The sequence below is a fragment of the Hyphobacterium sp. genome (assembly GCF_965229905.1).
Taxonomy (GTDB): Bacteria; Pseudomonadota; Alphaproteobacteria; order Caulobacterales; family Maricaulaceae; genus Hyphobacterium.
In genome coordinates this window covers 699,357-714,598 of record NZ_OZ245930.1, presented here as the reverse complement: position 1 = coordinate 714,598, position 15,242 = coordinate 699,357, and the positions used below count along the sequence as shown (strand labels likewise).

The window sequence follows — 15,242 nt, the reverse complement described above, 5'->3', positions numbered from 1 at the left end:
GTTTGTGTAAAGCTTGGGCCAAGATCGCGGCTGTGTCGCGGGGGCAGTGATGAAACTGTCGCACTCGGACGCTATGCGTGGCCCGCAAACGAGCATGGATGCCATTGTATGTACGACTCTGACGATACCCCGTCGAACCCGCGGATTGCGTCCGGCGCCGCAACGATGGGCGACATCATCGAGGCGCGCCTCAGCCGGCGTGGGTTTCTCGGCGGTCTGGCGGCCGTTTCCGGAGTGGCGCTATCAGGGTGTGCATCGGTGCGCGGTATCTGGCCGAATTCGACCGGCTCTGCCTTCGGCTTCGAAGAAATCAGTCGCGGATACGATATGACCCACCATGTACCGCCGGGCTATGACGCGGATATCCTGATCCGCTGGGGCGACAAGCTGTTCGACGACAGCCCCGACTTTGACCCGATGAATCAGACCGAAGCGGCTCAGCTCCGGCAATTCGGGTTCAACAATGATTATGTGGGTTTTGTGCCGCTACCCGGCACCGGCGGGCGGGCGCGCGGCCTGCTTTGTATCAACCACGAATATGTTTCGACCCGCATGATGTTTCCGGGCGTCGCCGAAAACGGTTCCAATCCGATCAGCCGCGAATACTGCCTGGCCGAAATGGCGGCGCACGGCGGGACGGTCCTGGAAATCGAGGAAACGCCGGCCGGCTGGCGGCCGGTAATCGGTTCGCGCTTCAACCGCCGGATCACGGCCCACACCACACCGATGGAACTGACCGGTCCGGCCGCCGGCTCGCCCCGCCTGGTGACGACCGAGGACCCGTCTGGGCGGCTCGTCTCCGGCACCGTGAACAATTGCGCGGGCGGCATCACGCCGTGGGGCACCTATTTGATGGCGGAGGAGAACTTCAACAACAATTTCCTCGGCGAGTTGGCCGCAGACAATCCCGAATTCGTTAATCATGAGCGCTATGGCGTGCCGTCCAGCCGATCTCATTGGGGCCACCATTTCGATCGCTACGACGTATCGAAAGAGCCTAATGAACCCAACCGGTTTGGCTGGGTGGTGGAAGTCGATCCCTTCGATCCCGATTCGACGCCCAAAAAACGCACGGCCCTCGGCCGGTTCAAGCACGAAGGCGCCGAGAGTGTCGTCGCGCCGGATGGCCGGGTCGTGCTTTACATGGGGGACGATCAGCGGTTCGACTATGTCTACAAATTCGTCACGGCGGGCCGGTTCGATGCCCGCAACCCGCAGGCCAGCCGCGACCTCCTGGATGACGGTACGCTTTATGTCGCGCGCTTTGAGGCCGATGGCGCGCTCGTCTGGCTGCCGCTGACATTCGGCGAGGGTCCGTTGACCGTGGAAAACGGTTTTGCCTCGCAGGCGGATGTGCTGATCGAGACGCGCCGTGCCGCAGACCTGCTGGGCGCCACACCGATGGATCGTCCGGAAGATGTCGAACCCGACCCGCGCAGTGGCAAGGTTTGGGTCATGCTGACCAACAATCATTGGCGCAGCGAAGACCAGGTCGACGCGGCCAACCCGCGCGCCGACAATCTTTTCGGGCACATTATCGAGATCACCGAACCGGAGGGAGACTTTACGGCGACCCGGTCCCGCTGGGACATGCTGGTGCGTTGTGGCGATCCGCGAAACCCGGAATTCGGCGCAACCTGGAACCCGCTGACCAGCCCGGATGGCTGGTTTGCCAGTCCCGACAATTGTGCGGTCGATCCGCAGGGGCAGTTATGGGTCGCCACCGATGGCAATGACGACACGGGTGCCGCTGACGGGCTTTGGGCCATCGAAACGACCGGCGAGCGGCGAGGTACGGGCCGGGCTTTCTTTCGGGCCCCCGCAGGTGCCGAAGTCTGCGGCCCGAGATTCACGCCGGACGGCGAAACCCTGTTTCTCGCGGTTCAGCATCCCGGCGATGGCCGCGGAGCTTCTTTCGAGTCGCCGACGACACGTTGGCCGGACTTCCGGGACGACATGCCGGCGCGGTCAGCCGTTGTCGCCATCCGCAAGCGTGGCGGCGGAACCGTCGGAAGCTGACGGCCGCTGACCGTCAGACCGACGCCGCCAGCCAAATCATGTAGGCGACATAAAGCGCCAGCAAAAGCAGGCCCTCCCGCCGGTCAATCCGCTGTCCGGTGAAGGCGAAAAGGATGAGGATCGCGGTCGCCGCCAGCATCACCCAGACGTCTTCATTCACCATGCGTTGCGGCACATCGAGTGGCGCGACCAGGGCTGTCGCGCCGAGAATGCCAGCCGCGTTGAAAATATTGGACCCGATGACATTGCCGAAGGCGACTTCGCCCTGGCGGCGCAGCGCGGCGGCGACGGTCGCCGCCAATTCCGGCAGCGAGGTGCCGACGGCCACAAGGGTCAGCCCGATGATCGCTTCTGGCACGCCGAGCGACGCGGCCGCGGTAGTTGCGCCGTCGACCAGCAGCCTCGCCCCGACGATCACGGCGATGAGTCCGCCGAGGAAAAACCCGACAGCCAGACCGATTTGATCCGGCGCGGATGCGCTGGCCGCTTCCGCCTCATGCAAGGCGCCAGCCTTGTCGCCGCGACGCCTGTCGAGCACATAGCTGAGGGCGACATAGCCGATCAGCATGGCGATCAGCAGCGCGCCCCAGAAACTGGGGAGAGGCGAATAAAGCAGGAATGCGATCGCGGCGATCGTTGTCAGCGAAAGTGCGATCCCGTCCCGCAACAGCGCTTCGCGAACGGCAAGGATCGGGCGCAGCGCCGCGCCCAGCCCGAGAATGAGCAGGATGTTCGCAATGTTGGACCCGACGACATTGCCGACGGCAACGCCGGGCACACCCGCGGATTGGGCTTGCAGGCTGGTCGCCAGCTCCGGCATCGATGTTCCGAAGCCGACCAGCACCAGGCCGACAAACATGGGCGACCAGTTCAGCCGCCCGGCAATACCCACCGCTCCGCGCACCAGCGCATCCCCGCCGAAAGCCAAAAGCGCAAGCCCGCCAAGGATGAACAGCGCCGTGATCATCCTGCGCCGTCTTCGGTTTTCTTGTAGAACTCGCTCTCGCGCCAGGCCCGCAGCGCATGCTCCGCAAGCACGCTGCCAACCGCGACCATTGGCAGTGCCAACAGTGCGCCGAGGAAGCCGAACAGCGCCCCGCCGATCAGAAGGCCGGCCATGATCCATAAAGGGTGAAGCTTCAACTGGCTGCCGACCAGGCGCGGTGCCAGCCAGACCGTTTCCAGTACTTGCGCCACGCCATAGACCGCGATCACCGCCAGCACCGGCCAGAGCGTGTCATACTGGCTGATCGCCACCAGCATGGCGAGCGTGAACATGATGAGATTTCCGACCACCGGAATGATGGCGGAGAGGCCTGTCAGGATGCCGATCGCCACCGAGTAATTGAGGCCGATGACCGCCAGCGCCGCGGCGTGATAGATTGCCTGCACAAGCACGACGAGGCTTTGCCCGCGGACATAGCGCGACAACTGGACATTCGTCTCACGCGCAATGCGGCGCAGCTCGTCCGCATAACGGCGCGGCGGCAGCTTGCCGAGGGTCTCGGCGATGCCCGGCCAGTCCTTGAGGAAAAAGAACAGCGCGACCGGCGTCAGAAAGGTCAGTAGGACGCCTGACAATGCTCCGGAGACCGACCGCGCGATCTGGCTGCCGATCGCCTGCATCGGATTGCCGTCACCGGTAAACGATTCGAGTGAAACCTCCGGCAGTGTAAGACCGAATCCGGCGGCCAGCGACCGGGCGGTTTCCAACACATTGTCGATAAGGCTCGGCAGTCGGGAAACCAGATCGCGCCCTTCGATGAGCACGATGGGCGTGATCGCAACGATGGGTCCTGCAATGACGAGAATGGCCAGAACGGTTGAGGTCAGCGCCGCCATTGAGCGCGGCAGGCCGGCCTTGCAGAGACGCTGGGTGAGGGGCGCCAGGATCACCGCAAGAAAGCCGGCGATCAGGAATGGCAGGAGCACATCTCCTGCCGCCCGCAGCGCCCAGAACAGCGCCAGCAGCAGAAGCGCAAAGACGACGAACCGGGCATCCAGGGTGAGTTTCATCTCTAGGCGTTAGCGCCCAACAACTGTTTCCGCAAGCCGGGCTTGTCGACCTTCTCGGTGCCCACCCGCGGCAGCGGTTCGTTGAAATGCCAGAGATGCTCAGGCCGTTTGAAGGGCGCCAGATCCTCCTCCAGGAAATCGTTGAGTTCGTCGATCGTGATATCGATTCCGGGTTCGGTATAGATCGCGGCACCGACCGCTTCGCCAAGCCGCGCGTCCGGCACGGCAAACACGGCGGCTTCCAGGATGTTCGGGTGCTTGACCAGCGCCGACTCGACCTCGAGGCAGGCAACATTCTCGCCGCCGCGCACGATCATGTCCTTGATCCGGTCGACGATGGTGACGAAGCCCTCTTCGTCCATCGTTCCGACATCGCCGGTCTTGAACCAGCCATCCGGCGTGAGTGTCTTTGCGGTCTCTTCCGGCAGGTTGAGATAGCCCTTGAAGATGCCCGGCGTCTTGATCCAGACCTCGCCCGGCTCGCCGGCCGGCATGTCGTTCCCGTCCGGCCCGACAATGCGGATATCGGTCAGTGGCGGCACGGCGCGGCCGCACGATCCCGGCTTCGCCTGATAGTCGTCGAGCCCGTTATAGGTGCCCAGCGCACTGGTCTCCGACAGGCCGTACCCGGTCGACGAATAGGCGCCCTTGAAGCTGTCGGCGAGCCGCTTGACGTGATCCGCCGGCCGCTTGGCTCCGCCTGCCGACAGGTCGGTCAGGGTTTCCAGCTCTTCGCCCATCGCCTCCGCGGTCAGCATCAGCTCGTGCGACATGGTCGGCACGCCGACGAAGTTCGTGATCTTCTCTTCCTTGATCAGGCGGACGGCCTCTTCCGGCTTCCACGAGCGCATCAGCACCATTTTCCGTCCGATGATCAGCGACAACATGAAAACAGGATGGGTGCCGGTGACATGGAACAAGGGGACGGAGACGAGGATGCCGAGATCACCGGCCGCTTCCGCCATGGCCGCACCTTTCGGCGTCTCCTTGGCCGCAGAAAGCACGAAGCCGAATGACAGGATGCAGGACCAGGTGCCGCGATGGGTGAGCATCACGCCCTTCGGATCGCCCGTCGAACCGGACGTGTACATGATCGACATCAGATCGTCGGCTTGCACCACGCCTGCCGGAGGCGCTTCGCCGTCGCCGTCATCGCGGATCGATGTCCAGCTCCGGTCGGCGCCGTCGAATTCGCCGGTACCGGAGATCAGCGTCAAGCCCAGCGTGTCCTTGAGCGCCAGGAATTTCGGTGACTGCTCGGCGTCAACCAGCACGATCTTCGCGCCGCAATCCTGCAGCGCGAACTCCATCTCCGCCTCGGTCCACCAGCCATTCAGAGGCACGATCACCGCGCCCGCCAGCGTAGTGCCGAGATAGGTTGCCATCCATTCCGGCGTATTGCGGGTCGCGGTGGCGACGAGATCGCCCTTTTTGACGCCCATCTTCAGGAGACCGGCAGCGAAAGCCCGGGCTTCGCGGGCAAGGTCGGCAAAAGACCAGCGCAAATCGCCGGACACCACGGCGGTTTTGTCCGCATGCAGGTCGCACATGAACAAAAGACCGTCAGTGTTGTTCGGCGCATTCTTGAAGACACGATAGGTCGCGCCATTGATCTCGTCTTCGCCGACCTCGAAGAAGGGGTTTGTCCCCATAAGCTTCATCGCGGCTTCCGTGATTTCCTCACGGCTGGGGGCGGGCAGGCGTTCGCGCATGTCCGTACTCCCGCCTATGCCACTTCGAACAGGCCGGCGGCGCCCATGCCGCCGCCCACACACATGGTGCAGACGACATATTTGGCGCCGCGGCGCTTGCCCTCGATCAGCGCGTGACCGACCATGCGCGCCCCGGACATGCCATAAGGATGGCCGATCGAGATCGCGCCGCCATTGACGTTCAGGTGTTCGTCCGGAATGCCGAGATGATCGCGGCAATAAAGCACCTGCACGGCAAAAGCCTCGTTGAGCTCCCAAAGATCGATATCGTCCATCTTGAGGCCATTGGCTTTCAGAAGTTTCGGAACGGCGTAGATCGGGCCGATCCCCATCTCGTCCGGGTCCAGCCCGGCGACCGCAATACCGCGATAAACGCCGAGCGGCTCAAGTCCGCGTTTCTCGGCCTCCTTGGCCTCCATCAGGACCGAGGCCGACGCTCCGTCGGACAGCTGCGAGGCATTGCCGGCGGTAATGTACTTGCCTTCCTTGACGACCTGGCCATTGGCCTGCACCGGCTGCAGCGATTGCAGGCCCTCCAGCGTCGTTGACGGGCGGTTACCCTCATCCTTATCGAGGGTCACCTCCTGGATGGTGATCTCCTTCGTTTCCTTGTTGAAAACGCCCATCTGCGAGGCGAGGGGGACAATCTCGTCATTGAATTTGCCGGCTTCCTGCGCAGCGGCGGTGCGCTGCTGGCTCTGCAGCGAATAGGCATCCTGCGCGTCGCGGGAGATGTTGTAGCGCTCGGCCACAATCTCTGCCGTTTCCAGCATCGACATGTAGAGCGAGGGCAGGTTTTCATTGATCCACGGATCGAAAGCCCGATGCAGATTCATGTGCTCGTTCTGCACGAGCGAGATCGACTCCAGACCGCCGCCGACGGTCACCGTCATACCATCGGAAACGATCTGCTTGGCCGCCGTCGCGATGGCCATCATGCCCGACGCGCACTGGCGATCCATCGTCTGTCCTGCCACGCTGGTCGGCAGTCCGCCCCGGATCAGGCACTGGCGCGCCGTGTTCTGGAAGGTTGAGCCCTGCTGCATGGCTGCACCCATCACGACATCGTCGATCTCCGCCGGATCCACGCCGGATCGCTCGACGGCATGCTTGATCGCATGTCCGCCCAGCTCCTGCGCCTGGGTGTTGTTGAACGCGCCCCGATAAGCCTTGCCGATCGGCGTGCGGGCGGTGGAAACGATGACGGCTTCGCGCATGGTGGACTCCCCGGATTATCTTTACCGGGCATGCTGATCGAAACGCCGGGATTGTCCAGTATGACGCTAACGTCAACTTGCCGCGCTTGGCCCGCGGACTCATGACCGGTTGCGGTGGGCCCAACGCTGCGACTGGATCGATCTCGCCATCTTCGCAAAGTCCTTCTGCTTGGCACGTCGCTCCGCCAGCGTCGCATCATTGTGCGCGATTTCGCGTTCCAGCTTGCGGAACCGGCTCAGACGCCGTGGATCCAACTCGCCTGCATTGATGGCGGTACGGACGGCACATCCCGGTTCGCTTTCATGCTGGCAATCATTGAACCGGCAGTTGTCCGCGAGGCTCAGAACATCGGCGAAAGTGGCTTCCAGGCCGCCTGTCGCATTGGCCAGTCCGAGTTCGCGCATTCCCGGCAGATCAATCGCCCAGCCACCATGTCGTAGCGGTCTCATGAAGCGGGCACGCGTTGTATGCCGGCCCTTGGCGTCGTCGTCACGAATGGTGGCAACCGCATCGTTGCGTCCGGTGAGGCTGTTGAGGAGGGTCGTTTTGCCGACGCCGGACGAGCCCAGCAGGGCCAACGTCTGGTGCCGCCCCAGCCAGGCGGTGAGCCCCGCTGAGGCCTCGACATCCCGTGCATCAAGCGCCTCGACCGGCATCTCGGCGGTTATGGTTCGCGCAGCCTCAATAAAAGCGCCGGCATCGTCGGCAAGGTCTGCCTTGGTCAGCACAATGACCGGAAACGCTCCGGCCTCCCGCACGAGGGCAAGATATCGCTCGAGCCTCGGCAGATTGAAGTCGTCATTGCAGGACGACACGATGAAGGCAGCATCCACATTGGCGGCAATCAATTGTGTCGTATTCGCACTTCCGGCGGCTTTACGCGAAAACAGGCTCTGCCGTGTGAGGACCCGTGCCGGCCGTTCGAGCGCCCGATCGATTACGATCCAGTCGCCTACAGTCGCGCGGGCTCCGTTTTCGACGTCAGCCGGCATGGGGCGGAGACGTAATTCGCCGTCTGGCGTGATCGCCTCATAACCGTCGCGATGGACGGCGGTAATTCTGGCCAGATCCTCGAGTGAATCTTGATCGAGATCGAGCGATTGAAAGAAGGCTGGGCGCCAGCCCAGTTCTTCAAGTGTCATGTCAGTCATATCGGTGTTCCGTAGAGGCCCGCAGGCCAGACAAAATCATGCCGCCGGAAGACCCGGCAGCCTGTCTCGTGTGAATGTACGGAACGATATGCGGGAACGGCCGTTTAGCCGCTCTGACGATGGTTCGTCAGCTCGCCCCGCCATTCAGGCGGAAAATCACAATGGCCATGTAATCTGTCCTCCTGTGTGAAAACCGGTCACCATTATCGGCGCTTGATCCCGCGAAACAAGTTAAATTCTTCTTTCGATGGAGCCAAACCCATTCAGCGGGGAGGCGGTGCGGGTTTGCGCGCAGCGCCCGCTATCCCAGCGAAACGCCGAAATGCTTGGCCGCAGAGCTGATGAACTTGATCGTCTGGCCCGAGCCGTCGGTGAACATCTCCTGGCCATCCGGGTCGAGAATGCGGTCGAAATTCGCCGCCACGTCCTCCGGCGTTTGCTGGTCCGGCGGCAGGTATATTCCCGGCGTTTCGTAGATCCGCGTCGCTGCATAACCGCCCGCGCCGGCACAGAGGATGGTGCGCTCCGGCGCATCCTCGCTGACCAGATAGGCGAGCCCCGCCGACACGCTTTCGACTGTCATCAAGTCCAGGGCTGCGGGCGGCAGCAGGCCTTCCGTCATGCGTGTCGCCGCTGTGGGTGAGAGCGTGTTGACGCGGATATTGTTTTTCTTGCCCTCGAGGCTCAGCACATTCATCAGCCCCACCAGCCCCATCTTGGCGGCGCCGTAATTGGACTGTCCGAAATTCCCGTAAATGCCGGACGAGGAGCTGGTCATGGCGATCCGCCCGTAGCCGCGGTCCTTCATGTGCTCCCAGACCGCCTTGGTGCAGGTCACCGAGCCAATCAGATGGACGTTCAGAACCAGTTCGAAATCCTCAAGCGACATTTTGGCAAAGGATTTGTCGCGCAGAATGCCGGCATTGTTGACGAGGATGTCCACCGCCCCGAACGCCTTGATGGCCTGATCGACCATGTCGGCGACCTCATCCGGCTTCGTCACATCGGCGCCGTGCGCGATGGCCGTCCCGCCCTTGTCGGTGATTTCTTTCACCACCGCGTGCGCGGCCGAGGACGAAGCGCCGGAGCCATCGACGCTGCCGCCGAGATCGTTCACCACGACATTGGCGCCGCGGGCGGCTAGCAGCAGCGCATGGCTTTTGCCAAGCCCGTTTCCGGCCCCGGTGATGATGGCGGTGCGCCCGTCGAAACGGATCATGGCGGTTTCCTCCCTCGGTGTCCGGACGGAAACCTAGCGGCGGGCCGGGCGGATGCCAGCCCTCAATATCAGGAATGCGACGAGCCGCGTTCGCTGCGGCCGACGGGATCATCGTCAACGCTGAAGACAGCGCAGACATTGGCGGTTACGCGTTGCGGTTCGCGGTCGGCGGCCAGCGCATACCGGTCCAGCTCTGCCAGTAATTGCTCCGGCGTCATCCCGCTTCCCGGTGGCGGCGGGGGCGGTGGCGGAGGGGGTGGAGGCGGCGGCGGAGCTGCGGACGCATAACGCGCATACTCGTCATATCCGGTCTCGGTTGACGGCGAACCGAGGCAGGGGCCTTGGCCTTCCTGCAGCGTCACGATCTCGCCGAGCTGTGAGCCCGCCGCATCCGCCACAATCCGGGCCCGTTCGGTCGCATCGTTCACGGCAGCCGCAAAGGCGAGCCGCTGATCTTCTGCGGTGGGTTCGAGGAAGAAATGGACATTGCCGGAATTCACCGGTCCGGCGGCGAGAGCCGCGCCGCGTGCCTCGCTGGTACGGTCCGGATCGAGAACCACCACATTCATCTCAACGGTGGCCACATAGCCGAGCAGCGCATCGGGATGCCGGTTTTCAACCAGCCGTTCGCCATTCTCGCCGAAGCGCTCGGTGACCTGCTCGTAATAGGGCCGAACCGACAGATTGGAGGTAATGCGGACATTGCCCCCGGTGGCGAGCCGCACAGCCTCTGCCGCCAGATTGGCGCGCAAGACGGCCTGCTGGGAGGCATCCGGACTGTTGTCTGCGCGTCCTTCGAAACTGACCTGGAACCGCGCCCGGTTGGCGGGCACTTCGATGAAGGCGCGGCCCTGCGCCTCGATCACCGGTCCGCGCGCCCAGACCGGGACCGGATCGCCGTTCATCGGTTCGCATGCCCCGAGTGCAAGCGCACTGGCGCCCACGAGGAGACCCCCGAAATACCGCATGACACCCCCTTGTAATCTTCCCCCGGCGACCACAATACACCGTCAGACCCTTATTCTCAAAAGGCAAATCGATGACGCCCGAAGAAAAACGCGCCCGCTACGAAGAGCTCCGCAAGGAGATTGAGGCGGTGGTCACCGGCGAAACCAGCCGCACGGCGCGTCTTGCAACAGCCTCCTGCCTGCTCGCCGAAGCCTTCAGGCCGCGCTTTTTCTGGACCGGCTTTTACGAGGTCGATCCGCAAAAGCCGGACGAGCTGGTCGTTGGCCCCTATCAGGGCACGATGGGCTGTCTGCGCATCCCGTTTGGCAAGGGGGTTTGCGGAACGGCGGCGCAAACGCTGGAAACCCAGCTGGTCGAGGATGTGCACGCCTTCCCGGGCCATATCGCCTGCGACGCCCGCACCAATTCCGAGATCGTCATTCCGGTGCTCGATGCGGACGGCCGGCTCGCCGCTGTGCTCGATGTCGACAGCGAAACACTCGGTGCATTCGACGAGATCGACCGGACCGGCCTGGAAGCCATCGCGCGCGGCCTGCTCACCGCCTAGCGTGTATGGACGTTGATCGCCGGCGCCGTCCGGCGGAGTTTATTGACATGACCGAGACGATTCGCCTGGCGGGCCGCGACATTGCCTATCGCGTGGTGCGATCCCCGCGCCGCCGGACGATTGCCCTGCAGATCGATCATGAGGGTTTGCAGGTTCGCACGCCGCAACGCACTAGCGTTCATCAGATCCGCGGCGTGCTTGAGGACAAGGCCGGCTGGGTGGTCACCAGGCTCGACGATTGGGCCGCGCGTCCAAGACCCGAAGCGCGCCGGTTCGAAAGCGGCGAGCGGTTTCCGTTTCTCGGCCGGCCGCTGACGCTGGAAGTGGTGCCGCATCCAACCCGGGCGCGCACGCAGATTGTGAGCGATGGCGGCTTCCTACGGGTCGAGATCGACCGCCATCTAGGCAGCGAGATGCGCGCAACGACCGTCCGCAAGGGGATCGAGCGCTGGTATCGGCGCGAGGCGGAAGCTGATTTCCCGGACCGGGTCGGCCACTTTGCCGGCCTTCTGGGCCGCCGTGTGACGAAAACAATCGTCCGTGATCAAAAACGGCGCTGGGGAAGCTGCGACGCCAAAGGGATCATCCGCCTCAACTGGCGCCTGATTGGCGCGGACGCGGACCTGATCGACTATGTCTGCGCCCATGAGGCCGCGCACCTTGTGGTGACCAACCATTCCGCCCGCTTCTGGGCCGTGGTTGAAGAAATCATGCCGGACTGGAAGGCACGCCGGCGGCGGCTCAATGAAACTGCCGGCGAGTTCGTCCCATTCTGATCACTCCCCTGGCTGCAGATGCCGGTCGAGAAGGTCCCTCACTGAGCGCAGGCAATAGCCGCTCGTTTTTCCTTGGCGAGACGTTGAGTTGCCAGCCTCACTGGTCATTTGAGGCGTGAGTGGAAATTTCGTCGCGTTTGCCCGCAACGCATTCATAAACAGCATCTCGTAGAGCTTTCTCACGAGGGTCGTCAGCGAGAAAAAAGTTCATCTTGTTCATCACATAAGCGAAAGCGAGCTGTGCGTCGGGATCGGCAAAGGCAAACGATCCACCAGCGCCCGGCGCGCCAAATGCTCGCTCTGAAGAGCCGAAGGCGAGATCAGGGCCAGGGCGAAGAAAACCGAGGCTGAAATAATCCGGCTCGCCGAAGACGATATCAATCGGATTTTCGACATGCGGCGGCGCCGTGATGGCAGCCATGGTTGCCGGTTGGATACCCAATTCGCTACCGCCTTCGGCGAACACCGAATAGGTCCTCGCGATGGCGCGCGCGGTGCCGATGCCGTTCCCGGCCGGCAGCTCTATATCCAGGCAACGCCGGTCATTTGTGTCCAGATCCTGGAGCACAAGCGAGCGCCGCATGAGAGAATTGGGCTGCAGCATTCTGATTATCATTGTTGGCGGCGTGGTCGGTAGAGCGAGTATGGCCCGCCAGCGAGACAGCGTTTTCAGTTTCGCGAGGCGCTCATCGGGAATGCCCTCCGGAAGTCCGATATAGAAGTCCAGATCCAACGGTCCGGCAAACTCCTCGCGGAAAAACTGGCCGATGGAACGCTTGCCGGGATCCACGCGGCGCATGAGTTCCTGCATGTAGAACCCGATCGTCATCGCGTGATAGCCATGGCGGGTTCCCGGCGGCCAGGCAGGCGTTTGACGGGCAATCAGCGTTGCCAGTCCGTCAAGGTCGCCGAGCTGGTCGATCGAAAGCGGTTCATCGATGAGAACCAGCCCCGCCTCATGGCCTAGCAATTGGCGAATGGTGATGTCTGATTTTCCGTTCTGCGCAAATTCCGGCCAATACTCCGCAACCGGCGCGTCATAGTCGAAGTGGCCACGTGAATGCGCGAGCGCCAGTGTCATGGCGGCGATCCCTTTCGTCGTGGAATGCACACATACCAATGTGTCCTGCTCCCACGGCGCATCGCGTTTCGGCGTACGATATCCTCCCCAGAGATCGACGACCTTTTTACCGCGCCAATAGGCGGCGACGGCGGCGCCAATCTCTCCGCGCTTCCTGAAGTTTTGTTCGAAAACAGAACGAACGGACTCAAACCCGGCTGCCACATGACCTTCAATCTTCAAAGGGCTCTCCTTTCATGTGGAACTCGGCAGAACGAATGGTCCTGGCCCTCCGTCACTCCCCTGGTTGCAGGTGCCGGTCGAAGAAATCCATCATCGTGCGCAAGCGGTGACGCTGCCGCATCTCGCCGCGAATGCCATGCCGTTGACCGGGATAGGTCATCAATTCGAAGGGCAGATCGCGCGCCTGCAACTCATGAATCAGACGCGTTGTGTTCTCGAACACGACATTGTCGTCGGCCATGCCGTGCATGATGAGAAGCGGTGTCTCCCAGCCATCCAGATGCGCGAAAACCGCGGAGTTTTCATAGCCGTCGGGATTGTTCTGCGGCGTGCCCATATACCGTTCGGTATAGTGCGTATCGTAGAGCGCCCAGTCCGTCACCGGCGCACCGGCCACGCCGGCGGCAAAGGCGCCCGGCGCCTGCAGGGTCGTCATCAACGTCATGTATCCGCCATAGGACCAGCCCCAGAGACCGATGCGGCCGGCATCGACGTAGTCGAGCGATTGCAGGAAGGTAAGACCGGCCAGCTGATCTTCCACTTCAACGCCGCCCATTGCGCGATGCAGTGCGGTTTCAAACGCACGGCCGCGATCCGGCGTGCCGCGATTGTCCAGCATGAAATAAACATATCCCTGCTGCGCGATGTACTGGCTCGTCATGTTGGTCCAGGTCATACGGGCGCGCCGCCCGACGCCCGGGCCGCCATAGACATTGACGATCGCCGGATAGCGCCGGCTGCGATCGAAATCCGGTGGCAGATAGATCGCATAGTGAAGCTCGCTGCCGTCCGCGGCGGTCAGCGTGCCGCGCTCCGGCACGATGTGTTCGTCCAGATGGGGGAAGTAAGGATGCGCCTCATCCAGCGCATTCTCCTCGATCCAGCGCAGCCGTTCGCCGGACGCGTCATAGAGCGCCGTATGCGGCGGCGTTGACGGATCGGAGTAGCTCGCGAGGAAGGTCTGTGCACCCGTGCCGACCGAAATGCCGCTCCACCAGCCTTGTCCCGACGTGATCCGCACCGGTTCTGAGCCCGGTTGCGCATAGGATACGGCGTAGAGATGGCGCTGCAGGGAATCCGATATCCAGCCTGAGAAATAAACCAGGCCGGCATCGTAATCGACCCCTTCGATAGCGTTGATCTGCCAGTCGCCCGATGTGATGGCGATCGGATCGGCGCCGTCCCGCCCGAAATGATAGATATGGCGGAAGCCGGTGCGTTCCGACGTCCATAGGAAGCTGCCATCGTCAAGGAAGGTGAGATCGTCGGTCAGATTGATCCATGCTGGGTCGATTTCCGTCAGCACAATTGTGCTGTCGCCCGTGGCCGGATCGACGGCCAGGAGGTCGAGCCGCGTCTGCGCGCGGTTCTGGCGTTGAATGAAAAGCCTTCCGTCCGGTGACCAGTTCGCCCGCGCCAGATAGATGTCCGTCTCGTCGCCCAGATCGACTTCGGCGCGCTCACCGGTTTCGATGTCCTCGACGAACAGACGGATGCGGACATTGGCTTCGCCGGCATAGGGGTAACGCTGTTCGACCACCGTGGCGCCGTCACCGGCGATATCGACCCGGTAAGAGACCGGGATCGGGCTTTCATCGACCTCGGCGAAGGCGACATAGCGATCGTCGCCGGAGAACCAGTAACCCGTAGAGCGGCTCATCTCTTCCTGGGCGACAAACTCCGCCGTGCCGTAGGACAGCGTGTCCCCGCCTTCCGCCGTGATCGCCCGTGTCTCGCCAATCTCCAGATCGTGCACGAACAGATTCTGGTCCCGGACAAAGCCGACATAACGACCGGTCGGCGAAATCCGGCTGTCGGTCTCGGCGGCCTCCGTTTCCATCAAGCGGCGCGCTTCACCGCGTTCGAGATCGAAGTAGAAAACGTCACCATCCAGCGGGAAGAGCAGGGCATCGCCTTGCGCGTCCCAGTCATAGGTGACGATGCCTGATCCAGTGATCCGCGCCCGTTCGCGCAGCTGGATCTCGGCTTCCGAAAGTTCGCGTTCCTCCGGCACCAGTGCGCGGCTGTCGACCAGCAGAAAGGGTTCGCCGCCATCGACATCGATGGCCCACAGATCGCGGACGTTGGCATCTTCCTCCTTGCTCTGCAGGAAGGTGATCAATCCGCCATCGGGCGAAAACCGCGTCGCACTGGCCACCGGCCCGTCAAGGCTCGGGCTTGCAAACAGGCGTTCAAGGGTCAGTTCCGCCGGCTCGGCATCCTGCGCGGCGAGCGCGCCGAGCGCGGCAATCAGCAATGACATGGCGTCCCCAATCCAGATGAGCTCCAGCCAAAACTAGAACAGGCCCGCG

The 15,242-nt window shown here is 62.8% G+C and carries 12 protein-coding genes; 3 read left to right on the top strand and 9 right to left on the bottom strand.

The features are described from left to right. Positions 1 to 108: 108 nt before the first annotated feature. Entirely contained in the window at positions 109 to 2,019 is a 1,911-nt protein-coding gene (locus ACO08C_RS03570) for a PhoX family protein (protein ID WP_421787628.1), read from the top strand. A gap of 13 nt (positions 2,020 to 2,032) precedes the next feature. Here ACO08C_RS03570 and ACO08C_RS03565 read toward each other — a convergent pair whose 3' ends face one another. From ACO08C_RS03565 to ACO08C_RS03535, 7 genes are all read right to left on the bottom strand, one after another. Further along, the gene (locus tag ACO08C_RS03565; RefSeq protein ID WP_421787626.1) at positions 2,033 to 2,986 is read right to left on the bottom strand and encodes a calcium/sodium antiporter; all 954 of its coding nucleotides are present in this window, start codon (positions 2,984 to 2,986) and stop codon (positions 2,033 to 2,035) included. Continuing rightward, a complete protein-coding gene (locus ACO08C_RS03560) occupies positions 2,983 to 4,035 on the bottom strand; it encodes an AI-2E family transporter (RefSeq protein WP_421787624.1) in 1,053 nt (350 codons plus the stop codon). The genes ACO08C_RS03565 and ACO08C_RS03560 overlap by 4 nt, the downstream gene beginning before the upstream one ends. A gap of 2 nt (positions 4,036 to 4,037) precedes the next feature. Next, positions 4,038 to 5,747: a class I adenylate-forming enzyme family protein gene (locus ACO08C_RS03555; protein WP_421787622.1), complete on the bottom strand. Its 1,710-nt coding sequence runs from the start codon at positions 5,745 to 5,747 to the stop codon at positions 4,038 to 4,040. 14 nt (positions 5,748 to 5,761) lie between these two features. Next, positions 5,762 to 6,964, bottom strand: coding sequence for an acetyl-CoA C-acyltransferase (locus ACO08C_RS03550; RefSeq protein WP_421787620.1), 1,203 nt, complete (start codon positions 6,962 to 6,964; stop codon positions 5,762 to 5,764). 99 nt (positions 6,965 to 7,063) lie between these two features. Continuing rightward, positions 7,064 to 8,116 (bottom strand): ribosome small subunit-dependent GTPase A, encoded by a 1,053-nt coding sequence (rsgA, locus tag ACO08C_RS03545; protein WP_421787619.1) that lies wholly within the window; start codon positions 8,114 to 8,116, stop codon positions 7,064 to 7,066. A 301-nt stretch (positions 8,117 to 8,417) separates the two neighbouring features. After that, a complete protein-coding gene (locus tag ACO08C_RS03540; RefSeq protein WP_421787617.1) occupies positions 8,418 to 9,335 on the bottom strand; it encodes an SDR family NAD(P)-dependent oxidoreductase in 918 nt (305 codons plus the stop codon). A 68-nt stretch (positions 9,336 to 9,403) separates the two neighbouring features. Further along, on the bottom strand, positions 9,404 to 10,240 hold the full coding sequence (locus ACO08C_RS03535) for an SIMPL domain-containing protein (RefSeq protein WP_421787615.1): 837 nt from the start codon (positions 10,238 to 10,240) through the stop codon (positions 9,404 to 9,406). Between the two features lie 134 nt (positions 10,241 to 10,374). On the opposite strand from ACO08C_RS03535, the gene ACO08C_RS03530 reads away from it, so the two are divergent. Continuing rightward, positions 10,375 to 10,851 carry a GAF domain-containing protein gene (locus ACO08C_RS03530; RefSeq protein WP_421787613.1) on the top strand — a complete coding sequence of 159 codons (477 nt, stop codon included), beginning with the start codon at positions 10,375 to 10,377 and terminating at the stop codon, positions 10,849 to 10,851. Positions 10,852 to 10,898: 47 nt separating this feature from the next. Next, complete coding sequence (locus ACO08C_RS03525) at positions 10,899 to 11,627, top strand: M48 family metallopeptidase (RefSeq protein ID WP_421787611.1); 729 nt, start codon at positions 10,899 to 10,901, stop codon at positions 11,625 to 11,627. Between the two features lie 97 nt (positions 11,628 to 11,724). Here ACO08C_RS03525 and ACO08C_RS03520 read toward each other — a convergent pair whose 3' ends face one another. Together ACO08C_RS03520 and ACO08C_RS03515 are read right to left on the bottom strand one after the other, a co-directional pair. Beyond that, complete coding sequence (locus ACO08C_RS03520) at positions 11,725 to 12,930, bottom strand: serine hydrolase domain-containing protein (protein ID WP_421787608.1); 1,206 nt, start codon at positions 12,928 to 12,930, stop codon at positions 11,725 to 11,727. A gap of 52 nt (positions 12,931 to 12,982) precedes the next feature. Continuing rightward, a complete protein-coding gene (locus ACO08C_RS03515; RefSeq protein WP_421787606.1) occupies positions 12,983 to 15,193 on the bottom strand; it encodes a S9 family peptidase in 2,211 nt (736 codons plus the stop codon). Positions 15,194 to 15,242: the final 49 nt, after the last annotated feature.

Excerpts from the sequence above, each read along its gene's own strand:
- ACO08C_RS03515 (WP_421787606.1), bottom strand. The coding sequence starts at position 15,193 with ATGTCATTGCTGATTGCCGCGCTCGGCGCGCTCGCCGCGCAGGATGCC.
- ACO08C_RS03565 (WP_421787626.1), bottom strand. The coding sequence starts at position 2,986 with ATGATCACGGCGCTGTTCATCCTTGGCGGGCTTGCGCTTTTGGCTTTC.
- rsgA (WP_421787619.1), bottom strand. The coding sequence starts at position 8,116 with ATGACTGACATGACACTTGAAGAACTGGGCTGGCGCCCAGCCTTCTTT.
- ACO08C_RS03560 (WP_421787624.1), bottom strand. The coding sequence starts at position 4,035 with ATGAAACTCACCCTGGATGCCCGGTTCGTCGTCTTTGCGCTTCTGCTG.
- ACO08C_RS03555 (WP_421787622.1), bottom strand. The coding sequence starts at position 5,747 with ATGCGCGAACGCCTGCCCGCCCCCAGCCGTGAGGAAATCACGGAAGCC.
- ACO08C_RS03570 (WP_421787628.1), top strand. The coding sequence starts at position 109 with ATGTACGACTCTGACGATACCCCGTCGAACCCGCGGATTGCGTCCGGC.
- ACO08C_RS03550 (WP_421787620.1), bottom strand. The coding sequence starts at position 6,964 with ATGCGCGAAGCCGTCATCGTTTCCACCGCCCGCACGCCGATCGGCAAG.
- ACO08C_RS03530 (WP_421787613.1), top strand. The coding sequence starts at position 10,375 with ATGACGCCCGAAGAAAAACGCGCCCGCTACGAAGAGCTCCGCAAGGAG.
- ACO08C_RS03525 (WP_421787611.1), top strand. The coding sequence starts at position 10,899 with ATGACCGAGACGATTCGCCTGGCGGGCCGCGACATTGCCTATCGCGTG.
- ACO08C_RS03540 (WP_421787617.1), bottom strand. The coding sequence starts at position 9,335 with ATGATCCGTTTCGACGGGCGCACCGCCATCATCACCGGGGCCGGAAAC.
- ACO08C_RS03535 (WP_421787615.1), bottom strand. The coding sequence starts at position 10,240 with ATGAACGGCGATCCGGTCCCGGTCTGGGCGCGCGGACCGGTGATCGAG.